This is a genomic window from Aestuariimicrobium ganziense, from assembly GCF_015352975.1.
GTDB lineage: Bacteria > Actinomycetota > Actinomycetes > Propionibacteriales > Propionibacteriaceae > Aestuariimicrobium > Aestuariimicrobium ganziense.
In genome coordinates this window covers 127,916-146,402 of sequence record NZ_JACYIZ010000001.1, presented here as the reverse complement: position 1 = coordinate 146,402, position 18,487 = coordinate 127,916, and the positions used below count along the sequence as shown (strand labels likewise).

Genomic DNA, 18,487 nt, shown 5'->3' with positions numbered 1-18,487 from the left:
CGAGGCGATGAGCGCGGCCACCGAGCGCAAGCGCGCGAAGTTCGCCGCCTTCGTCGAGCGCCACGTGGCGCCGCACCCGACGATCAGGGCGGTCGCGGTGTACGGCAGCGTGGCCAGCGGCCATGCCCGTGACGACTCCGACGCCGACGGGCTGCTCGACGACGATCCCGACTCGACGTGGCAGACCCTGGGACCAGCTGAGGCGCACGACCGGCTGAATGCGCTGTGGGAGGCGTTGGTGGCCGGCTGCTACGCCGTCAACAGCACCTGGCTCCCCTACCGTGGACGAGCGGCGCGTGGGCTGGGCTCACTGGACTGGTCCTGGCCCCAGGACGACCTGCTCACCTTGGTCGCCGCGCCGGGCCACGACCAGCAGGCGCACCATCGCCGGGCCGAAGCGCTGACGGCAGCCTTCGAGGCACTGCTGGAGCGGCTTCGTGATGAGGTCGACTACGGCGACGACCCGATCTTCGCGGCCTTCCTGCGGGCGCTCGACGAGCCGGGACGCGCCTGGAACATGGACGAGTGGAACAGTCGCCGCCGCGACGTCACTGCCTGACCCGGTAGACGTCGTAGACGCCCTGCACCCTGCGGATCGCCGCCAGGATGTGCTCGAGGTGGGTGGGGTCGGACGACTCGAAGCTCAGCTTCACCTTGAACAGCCGGTCCTTGGTGGCGTGCATCGTGCAGGCCAGGATGTTGGTGTGCTGGTCGGCCAGCACGCGGCTGACGTCGGCCAGCAGGCCCGCCCGGTCGAGGCCCTCGATCTGCACGTTGACCAGGTAGCCCTGTGACTTGGTGTCCGACCAGGCCACCGGGACGATCCGCTCCGGGGTCGACAGCAGGCTCGAGGCGTTGGTGCAGTCGCGCCGGTGCACCGACACCCCGTCACCTCGGGTGACGAAGCCGAGGATGTCGTCGCCGGGCAGTGGGGTGCAGCACTTGGCGAGCTTGACCCACACGCTCGGGTCGCCGTCGACGACCACACCGGTGTCGCTGCCCCGCTTGGTGTAACTGGTGGCCAGCGGTTTGTCCTCGAGGCTCTCCTCGGCGGCAGCCTCGGCACCGCCCTCGGTGGAGATGATCCGGTGCACCACGTTCTGCGGGCCCACTGTGCCCTCACCGATCGCGGCGTAGAGGGCCTCGACGCTGGGCAGTCGCAGCTCGTTGGCCACCGAGGTGAGGTGCTCGATGGTGAGCAGGCGCTGCAGCGGCAGGCCAGCCTTGCGCAACTGGCGGGCCAGCAGGTCCTTGCCGTGCTCGATCGACTCCTCACGCCGCTCACGGGTGAAGTGCTGCTTGATCTTCTGCCGTGCCCTGGGTGAGGCCACGAACGACAACCAGTCCCGGGACGGTCCGGCGTGCTGGGCCTTGCTGGTGAGCACCTCGACCACGTCGCCATTGCTCAGCTTGGTGTCGAGCGGCACCAGGCGCTGGTTGACCCGGGCACCGATGCAGCGGCTGCCGACCTCGGTGTGCACGCTGTAGGCGAAGTCGACCGGGGTCGAGTCGGTGGGCAGGGCCACCACGTCTCCCTTGGGGGTGAACACGTACACCTCGGAGGACTGGATCTCGAAGCGCAGGCTGTCGAGGAACTCACCGGGGTCGTCGGCCTCACGGCTCCACTGGTTGAGGCTGTGCACCCAGGCCAGTTCGGTCTGCTCGCGGTCGGCCTTCGAGCCGTGCTTGTACTTCCAGTGCGCCGCGACACCCAACTCGGCCCGACGGTGCATCTCGTGGTCGCGGATCTGCAGTTCGACCGGCTTGCCGCCCGGCCCCAGCACCGTCGTGTGCAACGACTGGTACATGTTGAACTTGGGCATCGCGATGTAGTCCTTGAACCGGCCGGGCAGCGGGTTCCAGCGTTCGTGCATCACACCCAGCACCGCGTAGCAGTCGCGCGGTGAGTCGACCAGGATGCGCAGCCCGACCAGGTCGTAGATCTCGGAGAACTCGCGGCCGCGCACCACCATCTTCTGGTAGATCGAGTAGTAGTGCTTGGGGCGTCCGTAGACCACGGCACGGATGCCGGCGGCGGAGAGGTCGGCCTCGACCTGACGGATCACCTCACGCAACTGCACCTCACGCTGGGGCGCGTTCTCGGCGACCAGGCGGACGATCTCGTCGTAGACCTTGGGTTGCAGGGTCGAGAACGACAGGTCCTCCAGCTCCCACTTGACCGCGTTCATGCCCAGCCGGTGCGCCAGTGGGGCGAAGATGTCGAGGGTCTCGTGGGCGATCCGGCTCTGCTTGTCGGGACGCAGGAAGCCCAGGGTGCGCATGTTGTGCAGCCGGTCGGCCAGCTTGATCACCAGCACCCGGATGTCGCGACTCATCGCGATCACCATCTTGCGCAGGGTCTCGGCCTTGGCCGAGTCGCCGTAGGCCACCTTGTCGAGCTTGGTCACCCCGTCGACCAGCCCGGCGACCTCGTCACCGAAGTCGGCCCGCAGCTGCTCCATCGTGTAGCTGGTGTCCTCGACGGTGTCGTGCAGCAGGGCCGCCACCAGGGTGGGCTCGGTCATGCCCAGTTCGGCGAGGATGGTGGTGACCGCCAACGGGTGGGTGATGTAGAGGTCACCCGACTTGCGCAGCTGGCCGCGGTGGTAGTGCTCGGCGGTCTGGTAGGCACGCTCCAGCAGGGCCAGGTCGGCCTTGGGGTGCGAGGTCTTGACCACGCGGAACAGCGGGTCGAGCACCGCCGACTGGGGGGACTTGACCGCGCCCAGCCTGGCCAACCGCTGCCGCATTCGCAGCCGGGGCTGCTCGGGGCCACCGAAACGTTCGCCGGTGGGGCTCAGCGGGCTGGTCGGCGCGGGGCTGGGCTGACCTTGGGCAGGCGTGCCGAGGCGGTTGTTCGTCCTCACCTCGTCAGTGCTCACGCGCGGCCTCTCTGGTCGTGGCCCGTCCTGTCTGGCCGCCAGTCTAGCCCGCTGTCAGCGACGGATCAGAAGTCGTCGTCGGCGTGGAAGTTGGGGTACGGCTTGGCCGGTGTGGCCGAGCGGCGCACCACCACCAGCGAGTCGCCGAGCTGCAGGCTCTCGACGGTGGGGTCGTAGTAGCGCCGCAGCACCTCGTGGCGGACGACGCCGAGCACCTTCTCATCGGTGATCGCCCCCGGCGAGTTGCCCACCTCCTCGGGCTTGACCTGGCGCAGTCCCACCTCGAGACCCTCACCGTGGGTCAGCAGGTCCTCCATCACCGTGCCGACGAACGGGTTCACGCTCGACAGGCCCATCAGTCGTCCCACGGTGTCGGAGCTGGTCACCACCATGTCTGCACCCGACTGGCGCAGCAGGGGCACGTTCTCGTGCTCACGCACCGAGACCACGATGTGCGCCCGCGGGTTGAGCTGGCGCACGGTGAGCGTGGTCAGGATCGCGGTGTCGTCGCGATCGAGGGTGATGATCACCTCGCGGGCCTTGCCGATCTCGACCCGGTGCAGCAGGTCGCGACGACTGCCGTCACCCTGGAAGGCGGCCACCCCGTCGATGTTGGCGTCGTTGACGTTCTGGGAGTTGACGTCGATCACGACGATCTTGTCCATCGGCAGCTCATGGCGCCGCAGGGTGTTGACCGCGGCCCGGCCCTTGGTGCCGTAACCGATGATCACGGTGTGGTTGCGCATGCGTTTCCTCCAGGCAGCGTCCTTCATGCCACGGCGACCCTCGTTGGCCAGCACCTCGAGGGTGGTGCCGACCAACAGCACCAGGAACCCGATGCGCAGCGGGGTCACCACGATCGCGTTGATCAGGCGGGCATGGGGGGCCAGTGGGGTGATGTCACCGTAGCCGGTGGTGGTGACGGTGACCGTCGAGTAGTAGATGGCGTCGACCAGCGAGATGCCGTCCTGGCCGGTGTTGTCGACGTAGGAGTCACGGTCGAACCAGACGATCAGGGTGCTCAGGGTGAGCAACAGCGCGGCCAGCAGCATCCGGCGAAGCAGTTCCCGGAACGGCGTCGACCCCGGCCGCCGGGGCATGCTGACCAGGGCCTGCTGGCGCCAGTTGCTCGAGGTGCGTGACCGGTTGCTCGCCATGGCAGGTGATCCCGGCGCTCAGACGGTCAGCACCGACGCGAACGAGTCGATGCCCTCACGCTCGAGGCGGGCCCGACCCCCGAGGAAGCCGAGTTCGACCAGCACCGAGACCTGGACCAGTTCGGCTCCGAGCTTCTTCAGCAGCCCGGCGGTGGCCCCGATCGTGCCGCCGGTCGCGAGCACGTCGTCGATCACCAGCACCCGGCTGCCGCGTGGCACCGCGTCGCGGTGCACGGTGAGTGTCTCTGCGCCGTACTCGAGGTCGAACGACTCCTCGAAGACGTCGCCGGGCAGCTTGCCCGGCTTGCGAACCGGGACGAACCCCGCACCCAGCCGCAGGGCGACCGGGGCCGCGAAGATGAACCCTCGCGCCTCCATGCCGACGACCACGTCGACCTCACCGCTGATCGACTCGATCAACGCGGTGACCGCCTCGTCGAAGCCCTGGGGTGAGGCCAGCAGCGGGGTGATGTCCTTGAACACCACGCCCGGCTTGGGGAAGTCGGGTACGTCGCGGATCAGCGACGCGATCAACTCGAGATCAGCCATGCCAGTGATCCTGTCACTCGTGTGGGGCTCAGCGGCCTCGTCCGCGCCGAGAGGTCTTGCGGGGCTGCACCCGCGGGGTCTGGACGACCTCGCCGTCCTCGTCGGTGACGCCCACCGGGAGGTCGACCGGGGCGAGGTCCTCGTCGTCGGCGCTGGCCACGGTGACCGGGGTGCCGGCCACGGTCGCACTGACCGCGCGCTTGCCGTGGCGACGCGCAGCCGCCCGGGCCAGGGCCTGCATGTCGGGCTCACGCTCGCGCATCTGCGCCAGCAACGGGGTGGCGATGAAGATGGACGAGTACGCGCCGGCCACCATGCCGACCAACAGGGCCAGGCCGAGGTCCTCCAGGGGGCCCTGGCCGAGCACGAAGGCACCGGCGATCAGCAACGCCGCCACCGGCAGCACGCCGATGATCGTGGTGTTCAGCGAGCGGATCAGCACCTGGTTGACCGCGTGGTTGGCCGCCTCGGAGTAGCTGCGGCCGGTGTTGGCCAGACCGGCCACGTTCTCGCGGACCTTGTCGAAGACCACCACCGTGTCGTACAGCGAGTAGCCGAGGATGGTCAGCACGCCGATCAGGCTGGCGGGGGTGACGGTGAACCCGACGATCGCATAGACGCCGACGGTCACGATCAGGTCGTGCACCAGGGCGACCAGGGCGGCCACCGACATCTTCCAGTCCCGGAAGTAGGCCCAGATCATCAGCGCGACCAGGGTCATGAAGATGATCAGCGCCTGCAGGCCCTTCTGGGTGATCTGGTCACCCCAGGACTTGCCGACCGAGGAGTAGGCGATCTGCTCCTTGGTGCTGCCGAACTCCGCCGCCAGCGCCTCGCGCACCTTCGAGACCTCCTCGGTGGTGAGGCTCCTGGTCTGGGCGCGCACCGTCTGGTCGCCGATGGTGACGACGTTGGCATCGCTGAGTGCCTCGACACCACTGTTGGCCAGCGCCGTGCGGGCGCGATCGACGGTGTCGGCCGAGACCTGGGTCGGGGCCTGGAAGCTGGCGCCACCGGTGAACTCGATGCCCATGTTGAGCCCACGCACCGCCAGGGCGAGCAGGCAGATGGTCAGGATGACCGCCGACAGGATGTACCAGCGCCGGCGGTGCTTGACGAACTCGAAGGCGAAGTCGCCGGTGTAGAGCCGCTCGCTCAACTTCTTGGTCGGAGCCATGGCTCAGGCCTCCTTCACGCGACGGCGGGTCTGGCGGGCACGTCGTCCCAGCAACGAATCACGGGAAACGCCCATGTGCCGGGCGTCCAGGCCACTGAGGCGGTGACCCTGGCCGAAGAACTTGGTGCGTCCCAGCAGCGACATCAGCGGCTTGGTGAAGAAGAAGATGATCGCCAGGTCGATCAGGGTGGTCAGGCCGAGCGTGAACGCGAAGCCCTTGACCGCACCGATCGCCAGGATGAACAGCACCAGGGCCGACAGCAACGAGACCGCGTCGGCGATCACGATGGTGCTGCGCGCCTTCTGCCATCCGGTCTCGATCGCGGTACGCAGTGGTCTGCCGTCGCGGATCTCGTCACGGATGCGTTCGAAGTAGATGATGAACGAGTCGGCGGTCATGCCGATGGCGACGATGGCGCCGGCGATGCCGGGCAGGTTCAGCGCGAATCCGACCGCCTCGCCGAGCAACACCATCGAGGCGTAGGTCATCACACCGGCCACCACCAGTGAGCCGACCACGACGATGCCCAGACCGCGGTAGTAGAAGAAGCTGTAGGCGGTCACCAGGATCAGGCCGACGATGCCGGCGATGATGCCTCCGCGCAGTTGCTCGCCACCCAGCGACGCCGACACGTTGTCGACCGACGACACGTCGAAGGCCAGCGGCAGGGCGCCGTAGCGCAGCACGTTGGCGAGTTCGGTCGAGGTCTGCTGGTTGAAGCTGCCGCTGATCTCGGCGCTGCCGCCGGGGATCGGCTGGCTGACCGACGGAGAGCTGATGACGTCACCGTCGAGGACGATGGCGAACCGGTTCATCGGGTCCTGCAGGGTTGACAGCCGCGTGGTGGCGGCCAGGAAGGCGTCGGTGCCCTGCTTGTTGAACTGCAGGGTGACCACGTAGATGATGTCGCCCTGGCGCATGCCGGCCTGGGCGTCGGTCACCCACTCGCCGGGAATGATCTCGGGGCCGAGCAGGTACTTCTGGGCAAACACGTCGCACGCGAACAGCGGCTGGTCAGGCACGTCGGGCATCGGGTCGCCACAGTTCCAGGTCGAGAAGTCGACCATGTCCTGCTGGCTGGGCTGCCACTGCAGCTTCTCGTCCAGTTCGGGCTGCACGGGGGCAGGGGTGCTGGGACGAGGGGTGGGCTCCGGCGGCGGCGCGGTGGGCAGGCCCGGTGGGGTCGGGGTGGCCTGGACGCTCGGGGTCGGGCTGGCCGACGGGCTGGCACTGGTCGAGGGGGACGCCGATCCGCTCGGTACGGCGCTGCCGTTGCCCGGGGTCGGGCTCGGTGTCGCGGCCGGGGGCATGCTCTGGGCGCTCTGGTAGATGTTTCGGAAGCTGAGCATGGCGGTCTGGCCGACCAGGCGGATCAGCTCGTCACGCTGCACGTTGGGCACGCTGACCACGATGTGGTTGTCGCCCTGGGTGGTCACCTCGGCCTCGCCGACACCCAACGAGTCGACGCGCTGCTGGATGATGCCTCGCGCCAGTTCGAGGCTGGTCGCCGAGACGCTGCCCGAGCCACTGGTGTTGCGGGCGGTCAGGGTGATGGTGGTGCCGCCGCGCAGGTCGAGACCCAGGCGCGGAGTCCAGGTCTTGGCCAGCGCCATCAGGCCGAACATCGACGCGCAGACCAGCAGGAACACCAGCAGGGTGCGCCCGGGGTGGTGCCGCCGTGTGCTCTGTGTCGCCACGGTTGTCTACCTTCTCGAAGGGGTCAGGCCCGCGGCGCGGGGTCGCTGGGGGGTTCGGTGGGCTCGGCGGGTTCGTTGGAGATCACCGGGGCGAACTGGTCGTCGTCGGCACCGATGCTGTCGCGGCCGAAGACCTGCTCCTCGTGCAGCTGCTCCCCGTGAACCTGCTCGTAGCCGTGGACGACCGGCTCATCGCCCTCGACAGCTCCGACCACCTCGAGTTCGTCGTCGCCGTCGTCGTAGTCGAAGTCCTCGTCCTCGGGGGCGAGGATCCGGCTCACGGCGTCCTTGAGCACGGTCACCTCGATGCCCGGTGCCAGTTCGAGGATGATCTGGCGTTCACCGACCACGCGGACGGTACCGATCAGCCCACTGGCCAGCATCACCCGGGCACCGACCTCGGTGCCTGCGTTCACCTCCTGGCGCTGGGCACGCTGGTTGGCCATCTGCTTGCGGGCCGGCCGGATGATCATGAAGTAGAACAGCAGACCGGCCAGGGCCAGCATGATCAAGGTCGAGGGGACCTGGGTCTGGAGCGTGTGCACGACTGTGAAACTCCTCGCGGGGGTTTGGACCTGCCAAGACTAGCGACTCACGCCCGAAAAGCCCGAACCGCCCCCGTGGAGCGCGATTGCTCCTCAGCTGGAGAACAGGTCGGCGTCGCCCCGGGGTTCGTCCATGCCCAGGTGGCGCCAGGCGCGCGCAGTGGCGACCCGCCCCCGCTGGGTGCGCATCAGGAAGCCCAGCCGCACCAGGTAGGCCTCGGCGACCTCCTCGACGGTCTCGGTCTCCTCACCGATAGCGATGGCCAGCGTCGACAACCCCACCGGTCCCCCACCGAAGCGCAGGCACAGCGCCTCGAGCACGTTGCGGTCGAGCCGGTCGAGCCCGAGTTCGTCCACCTCGTAGAGCTGGAGCGCCTCGGCGGCCAACTCAGGGGTGATCGTCCCCGCGTTGCGCACCTGCGCGAAGTCACGCACCCGGCGCAGCAGCCGGTTCGCGATGCGCGGCGTGCCCCTGGACCGCGAGGCGATCACCGCGGCGGAGTCCTCGTCCACGCCCACCCCGAGCACGCCCGCCGAGCGCAGCACGATGTGGCGAAGCGGCGTGTCGTCGTAGAAGTCGAGGCTGGCGGTGAACCCGAAACGGTCGCGCAGTGGACCAGGCAGCAGCCCCGCGCGGGTGGTGGCGCCGACCAGGGTGAACGGCGGGATGTCGATCGGGATCGCCGTGGCCCCGGGACCCTTGCCCACCACCACGTCGACCCGGAAGTCCTCCATGGCCAGGTAGAGCATCTCCTCGGCCGGCCGGGACATCCGGTGGATCTCGTCGAGGAAGAACACCTCGCCCTCGCTCAGGCCCGACAGGATCGCGGCCAGGTCACCGGCGTGCTGGATGGCCGGCCCCGAACTGATCCGCAGAGGTGCCTGCATCTCGGCGGCGATGATCATCGCCAGCGTGGTCTTGCCCAGCCCGGGCGGTCCGGACAACAACACGTGGTCGGGCACCGTCCCCCGGTGCTTGGCGGCGTCGAGCACCAGGCCCAACTGGTCGCTGACCCGCGGCTGGCCCTCGAACTCGCCGAGCGTGGTGGGACGAAGCTGTGCCTCGACGGCCCGCTCCTCGGGCTCGGCGTGCGGATCGACCTGCGAGTGACTCACGGTGCCCACTGTTGCACGACTCAGCGAGCCAGGCTCTTCAGCGCGGCCCGCATCAGCGTGGCCACCCCCACCGATGGGTCGTCGGCGGCCATCGGGGCGACCGCGTCGCAGGCCGCCTCGGCATCCCTGGCTGACCATCCCAGGCCGACCAGCCCGTCAGTCACCTGTTCACGCCAGGCCTGGTCAGCGCTGCTGACCGCCGGTGCGGCCGGGGTGTCGACGCCCAGGCTGAGCACCTTGTCCTTGAGTTCGATGACCAACTTCTGAGCGCCCTTGCGGCCGATGCCGGGCACCGCACACAACCGAGTGAGGTTCTCGGTGCTGATGGCCTGCACCAGATCACTGGGGCTGAGCACGCTGACGATGGCCTGGGCGAGCTTGGGGCCGACTCCTGAGGCGGTCTGGACGAGTTCGAAGGCATCGCGTTCGGTGGCATCGGCGAAGCCGTACAGGGTGAGTGAATCCTCTCGCACGACCAGTGAGGTGTGCAGCACCGACTCCTCGCCCAACCGGACACCGGCGGCGGTCGCCGGCGGGCACAGCGCCCTCACCCCGAAACCGGACAGGTCGAGCACGACCCAGGTGGCACCAGCGGCCACCACGGTGCCGCGCAGTTGGGAGATCATCGTCTGGTTCCTCTCGAGCCGGCGTGGCGCTCCACGAGTTCGGCGTAGCGGTTGGTGGCCGAGCCCCGCCACAGGTGCGTGATGGCCAGGGCGACCGCGTCAGCAGCGTCAGCCGGACGGGGCGGCTCGTCCAGTCGCAGCACCCGGGCCACCATCTGGGCCACCTGCTGCTTCTCGGCGCGGCCCGAGCCGGTGACGGCAGCCTTCACCTCGGTCGGGGTGTGGGTCACCACCGGGATCCCCCGCCGGGCGGCGACCAGCATGGCCACCCCTGCGGCCTGGGCGGTGCCGGTGACGCTGTGCAGGTTGTGCTGGGCAAAGACTCGTTCGACGGCCACCCGGTCGGGCCGGTGCAGCGTGAGCCACTCCTCCAGACCCTCTTCGATCCGCAACAGTCGGATCGCCGGGTCGAGGTCTGGCGTCGTCCTGATCACCCCGACCGCCACCAAGGTGGGCGGGCGGCCCACAGTGCCCTCGACCACGCCGACGCCACAGCGGGTCAGGCCGGGGTCGATGCCGAGCACCCGCACGGGCCCACGCCGGCCCGTCACGGGCACGCTGACAGGGGCCGAACACATGTTCGAAACCCTAGCCGGTCGCCCCGCGGCGTGCCGTGGCGACACGCTGCGCAGCACCCGCCCGTGGGCTCACTCGGCGTCGAGGGCCGCCGCAACCTCGTCGGGCAGGTCGACGTTGGTGTACACGTTCTGCACGTCGTCGGAGTCCTCCAGGGCGTCGATCACCCGAAACAGCTTCTGGGCCTCGTCGACCGAGGTCAGCTGCTGGTCGAAGTCGGCCCGGAACTCCACCTCGGCGGAGTCGTAGTCGAGACCGGCGGCCTGGACGGCCTTGCGCACCTCGACGACCACGCTCGGGTCGCTGACCACTTCGAAGACCTCACCGGAGTCGACGACGTCCTCGGGCTCGGCATCGAGGGTGGCCTCGAGCACGTCGTCCTCGGTCACCGTGCGCTCGCCCTGCTGCTTGGGGACGATGACGACGCCCTTGCGGGCGAAGATCCGCTGCACCGAACCACCGTCGGCCATGGTGGCGCCGTTGCGGGTGACGGCGACGCGCACGTCGGAGATCGCCCGGTTGCGGTTGTCGGTCAGGCACTCGATCAGGATCGCCACACCGGCCGGGCCGTAGGCCTCGTACATGATGGTGTCGTAGTTGGCCCCGCCGCCGTCGGCACCCGAGCCGCGCTTGACCGCACGGTCGATGTTGTCGTTCGGCACCGAGCTCTTCTTGGCCTTCTGGATGGCGTCGTAGAGCGTCGGGTTCCCCCCGGGGTCACCACCACCGATCCGGGCTGCGACCTCGACGTTCTTGATCAGCTTGGCGAACAGCTTGCCGCGCTTGGCGTCGATGACTGCCTTCTTGTGCTTGGTGGTGGCCCACTTGGAGTGACCGCTCATGGTTGCCTTTCGTCGCGCTCAGGTGCGAGAGACAAGTCTAGGCGAACCTCTGGCCGTACAGCACCACGGCATCGGCCTGCACGAAGCCCAGCCGCTCGAACAGTCGCTCGGCACCGGCCGGGTTGTCGGAGTCGACCCCGACCCCTGCCCCCTCGAGCCCGGCGCGCTGGTAGCTGGACAGGCAGGCCAGGACGAGGGCCTGGCCGATGCCTCGTCCGCGAGCCTGCTCGAGCACGCCCAGACGGTCGATCCAGCCCTCGCTGGAGCCCATCGGTTCCCAGTCGGCCTCGTAGGCCGAGCTCATCGCGTAACCCAGCACGGTGGGTGGCTCGTCGGTGGTGTCTGGAGCGGTCAGGGCAACCCAACTCCACTGCGGACGCGCGGTCGCCACCACCAGCGAGTGCTCCCACTCGACCAGCGCCACCTTCTGTGACGACTCGAAGACCTGGTTGTGGGCCTGCCAGACCGCCGGCGACCACTCCGGCGCGAACGGCACCAAGCGGGTGCCGGCAGGTGGTGTGGGCGGGGTGTCGGCGAAGTCGTGGTCGCCGAAGTGCACGTGCATGTCGCGGTAGATGTGCTCACCGACGAAGTCGTTGCGCTCGAGCTGGTGGCGCCGAAGGCCCAACTTCTGGTCGGCGTAGCAGCCCATCCACAGCGGCGGACGAGGCCGGTCGGGCGCGACCTCGTCGTACCACTGGCGTCCACGGTCGCGAAGCCACGCCACGACGGCACCGCCGATCTGGCGATGGCGCATGGCGGGGTGCACCCGCCACTCCAGCCACATCCGCGGTCGACCCTCGCTGAAGCCTCGTCCGTGCAGCCAGCCCACCGCGAGCGCGGTGCCCACCCGGTCGCGGCCGACCACGCCGTGGCGGGCGAGGTCGGCACCGGGCGCGCTCAATTGGGCCGCGATCTCCTCGAAGGTGATCCGCTGGGCGGGGTCGTCGATGTAGTCGCAGGCCTCGCACAGTTCTGCGATGTCGACCAGGTCGTCCATCGTCAGGCTCGCCCACTCCAGGGTGGGCTCGACGATGGGCTGGGCGATCACAGCGGCCGGAGTCGCCGCTTGGGCTTCTCCACGGGCCAGTCGACCACCGACCAGCCGTTGCTCCTGGCGGCCCGCATCAGGGCGATGTCGGGGCTGACCACGACGGGGTTGCCGACCGTGGTGAGCATCGGCAGGTCGACGTGTGAGTCGGCGTAGGCGTAGCTCTTGGTCAGGTCGATGCCGTGCAGGGTCGCGTAGTGGCTCAACCAGGCCGAACGTGACTCCCCCACCATCGGCGGCCCGTCGAGGTAGCCGGTGCACACGCCATCGGCGTCGGTGGACAGCTCTGCGGCGACCACGACGTCGAACAGGTCGGAGAGCGGGCGGGTGAATGGCCGCACCGCCCCGGTGAGCAGGATCGTGGTGTGACCGGCGTCGCGGTGCTCCTGGATGCGGGCCAGGGCATCGGGTGAGACCCGGTCGAGGATGTACTGGCGCAGCTGGGTGTCGACGACGTCGTTGAGTTCGTCGATCCGCAGACCCGCGTAGCGCCGGTAGATGCTGCGCAGGAAGTCACCGCGGTCACGCCGTTCGGCGCTCAGGTAGAAGGGCAGACGACCCAGGATGCCGGCCACCTCACGGGCCTTGCGAGGCACCGACAGCTTCGGCATCCGCGCCCACAGGTACTGCTCGACGACGTTGGTGGCCATCACCGTGCCGTCGAGGTCGAAGACCGCCAGCACCGGCTCGTCGGTGCCCGTCTCGGACGCCTTGAGCGGCTTGTAGGTGGACGAGCGGGCGGCACGCCGCTTGCGCAGGGCCTCCAGCCGCTTGACCGGGTCGGTGATCGCCGGCACGTGCACGTCGTGCAGGTAGTGGGTCCAGTCGATGTCGGCGGAGTCGAAACCGAACGCCTCGACGTCGTCGGCGTGCAGGCTGCGGTGCAGCGCCAGGGTGCAGTCGTCGACGAAGTGCAGTTCCGACTGCAGGTACTCCCCGTAGAGGTTGAGGTACTTGCGGAAGAAGCCCAGGCTTCGTCCCTGCTTGTCGAGCACGAGTGCGACCTTGCGGGTGCGGGCCGAGCGCGGCGCGTAGCTGATCAGCCGCTCACCGGCGCCGTGGGCGACCTCGGCGACCTTCAGCAGCCGCTCGATCGGCACGTGGCCGGGGAACTTCCAGTGCGCTGGCTTCACCGGCTTGTCGTCGACCAGGTAGGGGTTGCGGGTGAAGTACTCGCGGATCTGGTCGTGGATGCCCTTGAAGGTCAGCGGGTTACGGGCACCCGAGGCGCAGTGGTAGTACTCGGGGCGGCCCACCTCGGGTTCGGTGGCGCAGACCGCGACAATCGCGTTGACCACCTGGTCGCAGGGGACGATGTCGATCACCGAGTCGGGCGAGGCCGGGAACTCGGGCAGCTCTCCCTTGGCGTAGGCCAGGATGATCGGGTCGGCCATCTTGAAGCCCTCGATCCACCCCGGGTAGGGATGCTTGAGCGAGGACTCAACGATCGCCGGGCGGACGATCGAGACCTTGATCTCGCGACCCAGTTCCTCGACGGCGCGCTCCCCCATCGCCTTGGCGAAGGTGTAGACGTCGGTCCAGCCCAGCGAACGGGCCCGCTCGGTACCCGCGGCGACCAACTGCTGCTTGACCCACTCGGCCCGTCGTCGCTCGGTGTCGACAGCGGTGGTGAGGAAGCCGGCCTGCTGGTGCAGCCGCTCGGCCTCGCGGCGCAGCGTGGTGAGCTGCTCGCTGGTGCGTGACTGCCGCTCGATGTGCTCCTTCATCTCGTGGGCGTGCTCGGCCTCGGCGTGGTGGTCGACCCGGTGGGGGTGACTGGCCTCGGGGATCGCGCCCCGGCGGCGTCCGGCGGTGTAGGCGGTCGAGACGTGCACGTAGTGCGGGATGCGTTCGAGCTTGCCCTCGGCGTCGCGGCAGGAGTCGAGGAACTTGGCCATCAGCACGCTGGTGCCCTCGACGTTGGTGGCGAAGGCCTCGTCGATCGGCGGGTCGAACGACACGTCACCGGCGCAGTGCACCAGCACGTCGATGTCACGGGGCAACTCGGGCACGTGCGGCAGGTCACCCTCGAGCACCTCGACCCGCTGGTCGACCAACTGCTCGGCTCCCCCGGCGGCCTCGACCAAGGGCTTGAAGATCGGCTTGCGCACCAGGGCCACGACGCGCTCGTGGGCGGTGACCGATCCCTTGGCACGCACCAGCACGGCCACCCGCGTCTGGGGCAGTTCGGTGAGCACCTTCCACAGGACCTGCTCGCCGATGAAGCCGGTCACACCGGTCATCGCGATCTTGCGTCCGGCCAGCAGGTCGGCGAGCCGACCCTGCAGCAGCGGAGGCGTGTGGGTCATCTCGTAGCGCCCGAAGGTGGCCGCCGGGCCCTGGGTGTGGAGGGTCATGCTGGTGGCTCCTGCTCTGTTGGCACCGACTGGCCACGGGCCACCGCCAGGGCGTCCTCGAGGGTGAAGTTCCCGACGTAGAGGGCGGTGCCGATGATGGCGCCTTCGACACCACGGCCCACCATGGTGCGCAACGTGGCCAGGTCGGCCAGGGACGAGATTCCGCCCGAGGCGATCACGGCGGCGTCGGTGCGGTCGCAGACCTCGCCGAGCAAGGTGGTGTTGGGGCCGGTGAGCATGCCGTCGCTGGCGACGTCGGTGACCACGTAGCGCTGGCAGCCGGCCGCCTCGAGGCGGTCGAGGGTCTCGTGCAGTTCACCGCCCTCGCGGGTCCATCCGCGGGCCGCGAGCCGTGTACCCCTGACGTCGAGGCCGATCGCGATCCGGTCGCCGTACTCGCCGATCACCTGCTCGCACCACTCGGGGTTCTCCAGCGCTGCGGTGCCGATGTTGACCCGGCGCGCACCGGCGTCCAGGGCACGCCGCAGGCTGGCGTCGTCCCTGATCCCACCGGACAGTTCGACCTGGATGCCGAGTTCGCCGGTGATCCGGGCGGTGACGTCGGCGTTGGAGCCTCGACCGAAGGCGGCGTCGAGGTCGACCAGGTGGATCCACTCGGCCCCGGCGCGCTGCCAGCGCAGAGCTGCCTCGAGCGGGTCGCCGAAGACCTTCTCGGAGCCGGCGACGCCCTGCACCAGTTGGACGGCCTGGCCGCCCGCCACGTCGACGGCGGGCAGCAGGACGAGGTCGTCAGTCGAATTCTCCACGGTCGCTCAGCCTAGCCGGTGGCCATGCCCGGTCGACGCCGGGCTCACAGGCTGCCCTTGGTCGAGGGAACACCGACCACACGCTCGTCCCGGGCCACCGAAGCGCGGAGTGCACGGGCCAAGGCCTTGAACTGGGCCTCGACGATGTGGTGGGGATCGCGTCCGGCGAGCAGGCGCAGGTGGACGCACAGCCCGGCGTTGAGGGCGAGCGACTCGACAACGTGGCGGGTCATCGACCCGGCATAGGGCACGCCCGAGCCACCGATCAGCGCGTAGGCCTGGCCCTCGGGTTCGCCGGAGCAGACCACGTAGGGGCGCCCGGCCACGTCGACCACGCAGTGGGCCAGCGCCTCGTCCAGCGGCACGGTGGCGTCACCGAAGCGGCTGATCCCCTTCTTGTCCCCCAGGGCCTTCGCCAGTGCCTGTCCGAGTGCGATCGCGGTGTCCTCGATCGAGTGGTGTCCGTCGATGTGCAGGTCGCCGGTGGTCTCGACGGTCAGGTCGATGCCGCTGTGGCGCGACAGTGCGGTGAGCATGTGGTCGTAGAAGCCGACCCCGGTCGAGATGGTGCTCTCGCCGGTTCCGTCGAGGTCGACGGTGACCTTGACCGACGACTCGCTGGTCACCCGCTCGACGGTGGCGATGCGACGGTTGTCCATCAGGACTCCTTCGAGGTGGTGGGGTCGAGCCGCTCGGCGAGTTCGTCGTGCAGCACCTCGCCGAGCGCGGTGCGGAACAGCTGCATCTCGGCGGGGGTGCCGGCGCTGACCCGCAGGTACCCCTGCGGCCCAGTCTCGCGCACCAGGACGCCCCGGTCGAGCAGGGCCTGCCAGACCGCGTGCCGGTCGGCGAAGCGACCGAACAGGCAGAAGTTGGCCTCGCTGGGCACGACGTCGAGCCCGGCATGGCGAAGCCACGCCTGAAGGTCGACGATCTCGTCGCGCAGCTGGTCGACCCGGGCGAGCATGCTGCCGGCGTGGCGCAGCGCCACCTCGGCCAGGGCCTGGGTCTGGGCCGACAGGTGGTAGGGCAACCGGACGATCCTGCAGGCGTCGACCACTCCGGGCCCGGCAGCCAGGTAGCCGAGTCGTCCCCCGGCGAACGCAAAGGCCTTGCTCATCGTCCGGGTCACCACCAGGTGGCCGAACCTGGGCAGCAGCGCCATCGAGGAGTCCTGGGGGAACTCGGTGAACTCCTGGTAGGCCTCGTCGACAACCACGATCCTGCGGGTGGCCTCACAGACCTCCTCGATCACCGAGACCGGGGTGACGGTGCCGGTGGGGTTGTTCGGGGTGGTGATCAGCACCACGTCGGGGTCGTGCTCGTCGATCGCGGCCAGGATGGTGGCCGAGTCCAGGCGAAAGGCCGCATCGCGCTTGGTGGTGACGTAGCGGGTGTGGGTGTTGCGGGCGTACTCGGGATACATCGAGTAGGTCGGCGTGAAGCTGAGCAGCGTGCGCCCCGGGCCACCGAAGGCCTGCAGCAGGTGCACCATCACCTCGTTGGACCCGTTCGCGGCCCAGATGTTGTCGGCACTCAGCCCGTAGCCCAGGTACTTGGCCAGGGCGGTGCGCAGTCCGAGCGCCTCGCGGTCGGGGTAGCGGTTCATCCCACGGGCCAACTGGGTCACTGCCCTGGCCAGGTCGGCGATCACCTGGTCGTCGGGCGGGTAGGGGTTCTCGTTGACGTTGAGCCGGGCCGCGACGTCGAGCTGGGGGGCGCCATAGGGCTGTTCGCCGACCAGTTCGTCGCGAAGCGGCAGGTCGGCCAGTCGCACCGGCGGTGGCAGGTCAGTCATCGATGGCTCCCGTGGTCGGGCGGCGGACGGTGATGGCGGCGGCGTGGCCGGGCAGGTCCTCGGCGAGGGCGAAGGCCTCGACCCCGTCGGCCAGGTCGAGCAGGGCCTCGGCGGTGTAGTCGATCACGTGCACCGCCTTCATGAACGAGCGCACCGACAGGCCCGAGGAGTGGCAGGCGCAACCGGCGGTGGGCAGCACGTGGGTCGAGCCCGCCGAGTAGTCGCCGAGCGAGACCGGGGCGTGGTCGCCGACGAAGATCGCGCCGGCGCTGGTCACCCGGTCGGCCACGGCAGCGGCGTCACGGGTCTGCACCTCGAGGTGCTCGGCCCCGTAGGCGTTCACCACGGCCAGCCCCTGCCCGAGGTCACGGACGAGGACGAACGCCGACTGGCGGCCGGTCAGCGCAGTGGTGACGCGCTCGTGGTGCTTGGTGGCGGCGACCTGCGCGACGAGTTCGTCGCGCACGTCATCGATGAGTGCCTCTGACTCGGTGACCAGCACCGATGCGGCCTGCGGGTCGTGCTCGGCCTGCGAGATCAGGTCGGCGGCCACGTAGGCGGGGTTGGCGGTCTCGTCAGCGAGGATCGCGATCTCGGTGGGTCCGGCCTCGGAGTCGATGCCGACCAGTCCGCGCAGGAGTCGCTTGGCCGCCACCACGTAGATGTTGCCGGGACCGGTCACCATGTCGACCTTCTCGCAGACGCCGTCCACCCCATGGGCGAACATGGCGATCGCCTGGGCACCGCCGACGGCGTACACCTCGTCGACACCCAGCAGGTGGCAGACCGCCAGGATCGTCGGGTGCGGCCAGCCGTCGTGGTCGCGCTGCGGGGGCGAAGCCAGCGCGATCGACCCCACTCCGGCCACCTGGGCCGGCACGACGTTCATGATCACGCTCGAGGCCAGGGGCGCGAGCCCCCCGGGCACGTACAGCCCGACCCGCCCGACCGGGACGATCCGCTGGCTGACCCGCGCGCCGGGTGCGAGTTCGACGCAGTGGCGCTCCTGCTCACGCTCGGCGAGTTCGCACACCGCACGGCGACGGCGGATCGACTCCTCGAAAGCTTCACGCAGGGCGGGGTCGAGGGCGTCGGCGGCGGCCTCGATCACCTCCGACGGCACTCGCACCGAGGCCGGCACCACCCGGTCGAAGCTCAGGCTGAACTCCTGCAGCGCCTCGAGCCCACGTTCGGCCACTGCGGCGACGATCGGCCGCACCTGTTCGACGGCATGCTCGACGTCGAACTCGGCCCGCGGCACACAGCGTGCCGCCTCCCGGTCGGACATGGAGCGCACATCGAGCAGTTGGAGCATGGGGTGAAGTCTAGAGGGCGCTGCTGGACTA

The 18,487-nt window shown here is 69.3% G+C and carries 17 protein-coding genes; 1 reads left to right on the top strand and 16 read right to left on the bottom strand.

The annotated features are described in order from the left end of the window. The first annotated feature begins 7 nt into the window (after window positions 1-7). A complete protein-coding gene (locus IE660_RS00680) occupies window positions 8-559 on the top strand; it encodes a nucleotidyltransferase domain-containing protein (RefSeq protein ID WP_203566405.1) in 552 nt (183 codons plus the stop codon). Here the strand turns inward: IE660_RS00680 and IE660_RS00675 are convergent. The 16 genes from IE660_RS00675 to hisD all read right to left on the bottom strand — a co-directional run bounded on the left by IE660_RS00675 (window position 549) and on the right by hisD (window position 18,456). Then, window positions 549-2,882: a RelA/SpoT family protein gene (locus IE660_RS00675; protein WP_407928973.1), complete on the bottom strand. Its 2,334-nt coding sequence runs from the start codon at window positions 2,880-2,882 to the stop codon at window positions 549-551. The two genes, IE660_RS00680 and IE660_RS00675, sit on opposite strands and share 11 nt — an antisense overlap. 65 nt (window positions 2,883-2,947) lie before the next feature. After that, window positions 2,948-4,039: a potassium channel family protein gene (locus tag IE660_RS00670; protein ID WP_203566404.1), complete on the bottom strand. Its 1,092-nt coding sequence runs from the start codon at window positions 4,037-4,039 to the stop codon at window positions 2,948-2,950. Window positions 4,040-4,057: 18 nt separating this feature from the next. Beyond that, a complete protein-coding gene (locus IE660_RS00665; protein ID WP_203566403.1) occupies window positions 4,058-4,588 on the bottom strand; it encodes an adenine phosphoribosyltransferase in 531 nt (176 codons plus the stop codon). Window positions 4,589-4,616: 28 nt separating this feature from the next. Further along, on the bottom strand, window positions 4,617-5,765 hold the full coding sequence (secF, locus tag IE660_RS00660; protein WP_203566402.1) for a protein translocase subunit SecF: 1,149 nt from the start codon (window positions 5,763-5,765) through the stop codon (window positions 4,617-4,619). Between the two features lie 3 nt (window positions 5,766-5,768). Continuing rightward, window positions 5,769-7,463 carry a protein translocase subunit SecD gene (secD, locus tag IE660_RS00655; protein WP_203566401.1) on the bottom strand — a complete coding sequence of 565 codons (1,695 nt, stop codon included), beginning with the start codon at window positions 7,461-7,463 and terminating at the stop codon, window positions 5,769-5,771. A 23-nt stretch (window positions 7,464-7,486) separates the two neighbouring features. After that, entirely contained in the window at window positions 7,487-8,008 is a 522-nt protein-coding gene (gene yajC, locus IE660_RS00650; RefSeq protein WP_203566400.1) for a preprotein translocase subunit YajC, read from the bottom strand. A 93-nt stretch (window positions 8,009-8,101) separates the two neighbouring features. Beyond that, window positions 8,102-9,124, bottom strand: coding sequence for a Holliday junction branch migration DNA helicase RuvB (gene ruvB / locus IE660_RS00645; protein WP_328701777.1), 1,023 nt, complete (start codon window positions 9,122-9,124; stop codon window positions 8,102-8,104). A gap of 20 nt (window positions 9,125-9,144) precedes the next feature. Further along, window positions 9,145-9,750 (bottom strand): Holliday junction branch migration protein RuvA, encoded by a 606-nt coding sequence (ruvA, locus tag IE660_RS00640; RefSeq protein ID WP_203566398.1) that lies wholly within the window; start codon window positions 9,748-9,750, stop codon window positions 9,145-9,147. Beyond that, on the bottom strand, window positions 9,747-10,328 hold the full coding sequence (gene ruvC, locus IE660_RS00635; RefSeq protein ID WP_203566397.1) for a crossover junction endodeoxyribonuclease RuvC: 582 nt from the start codon (window positions 10,326-10,328) through the stop codon (window positions 9,747-9,749). The genes ruvA and ruvC overlap by 4 nt, the downstream gene beginning before the upstream one ends. A gap of 69 nt (window positions 10,329-10,397) precedes the next feature. Then, entirely contained in the window at window positions 10,398-11,168 is a 771-nt protein-coding gene (locus IE660_RS00630; protein ID WP_203566396.1) for a YebC/PmpR family DNA-binding transcriptional regulator, read from the bottom strand. 37 nt (window positions 11,169-11,205) lie between these two features. Beyond that, the gene (locus IE660_RS16280) at window positions 11,206-12,219 is read right to left on the bottom strand and encodes a GNAT family N-acetyltransferase (RefSeq protein WP_203566395.1); all 1,014 of its coding nucleotides are present in this window, start codon (window positions 12,217-12,219) and stop codon (window positions 11,206-11,208) included. Then, the gene (locus tag IE660_RS00620) at window positions 12,216-14,576 is read right to left on the bottom strand and encodes an HAD-IB family hydrolase (protein ID WP_203566394.1); all 2,361 of its coding nucleotides are present in this window, start codon (window positions 14,574-14,576) and stop codon (window positions 12,216-12,218) included. The genes IE660_RS16280 and IE660_RS00620 overlap by 4 nt, the downstream gene beginning before the upstream one ends. Next, a complete protein-coding gene (priA, locus tag IE660_RS00615) occupies window positions 14,573-15,343 on the bottom strand; it encodes a bifunctional 1-(5-phosphoribosyl)-5-((5-phosphoribosylamino)methylideneamino)imidazole-4-carboxamide isomerase/phosphoribosylanthranilate isomerase PriA (RefSeq protein WP_203566393.1) in 771 nt (256 codons plus the stop codon). The genes IE660_RS00620 and priA overlap by 4 nt, the downstream gene beginning before the upstream one ends. Window positions 15,344-15,387: 44 nt before the next feature. Further along, a complete protein-coding gene (gene hisB, locus IE660_RS00610) occupies window positions 15,388-16,002 on the bottom strand; it encodes an imidazoleglycerol-phosphate dehydratase HisB (protein WP_203566392.1) in 615 nt (204 codons plus the stop codon). Then, a complete protein-coding gene (locus IE660_RS00605) occupies window positions 16,002-17,141 on the bottom strand; it encodes a histidinol-phosphate transaminase (RefSeq protein WP_203566391.1) in 1,140 nt (379 codons plus the stop codon). Before IE660_RS00605 ends, hisB begins: the two co-directional genes overlap by 1 nt. Beyond that, the gene (hisD, locus tag IE660_RS00600) at window positions 17,134-18,456 is read right to left on the bottom strand and encodes a histidinol dehydrogenase (RefSeq protein ID WP_203566390.1); all 1,323 of its coding nucleotides are present in this window, start codon (window positions 18,454-18,456) and stop codon (window positions 17,134-17,136) included. Before hisD ends, IE660_RS00605 begins: the two co-directional genes overlap by 8 nt. Between the last annotated feature and the right edge of the window lie 31 nt (window positions 18,457-18,487).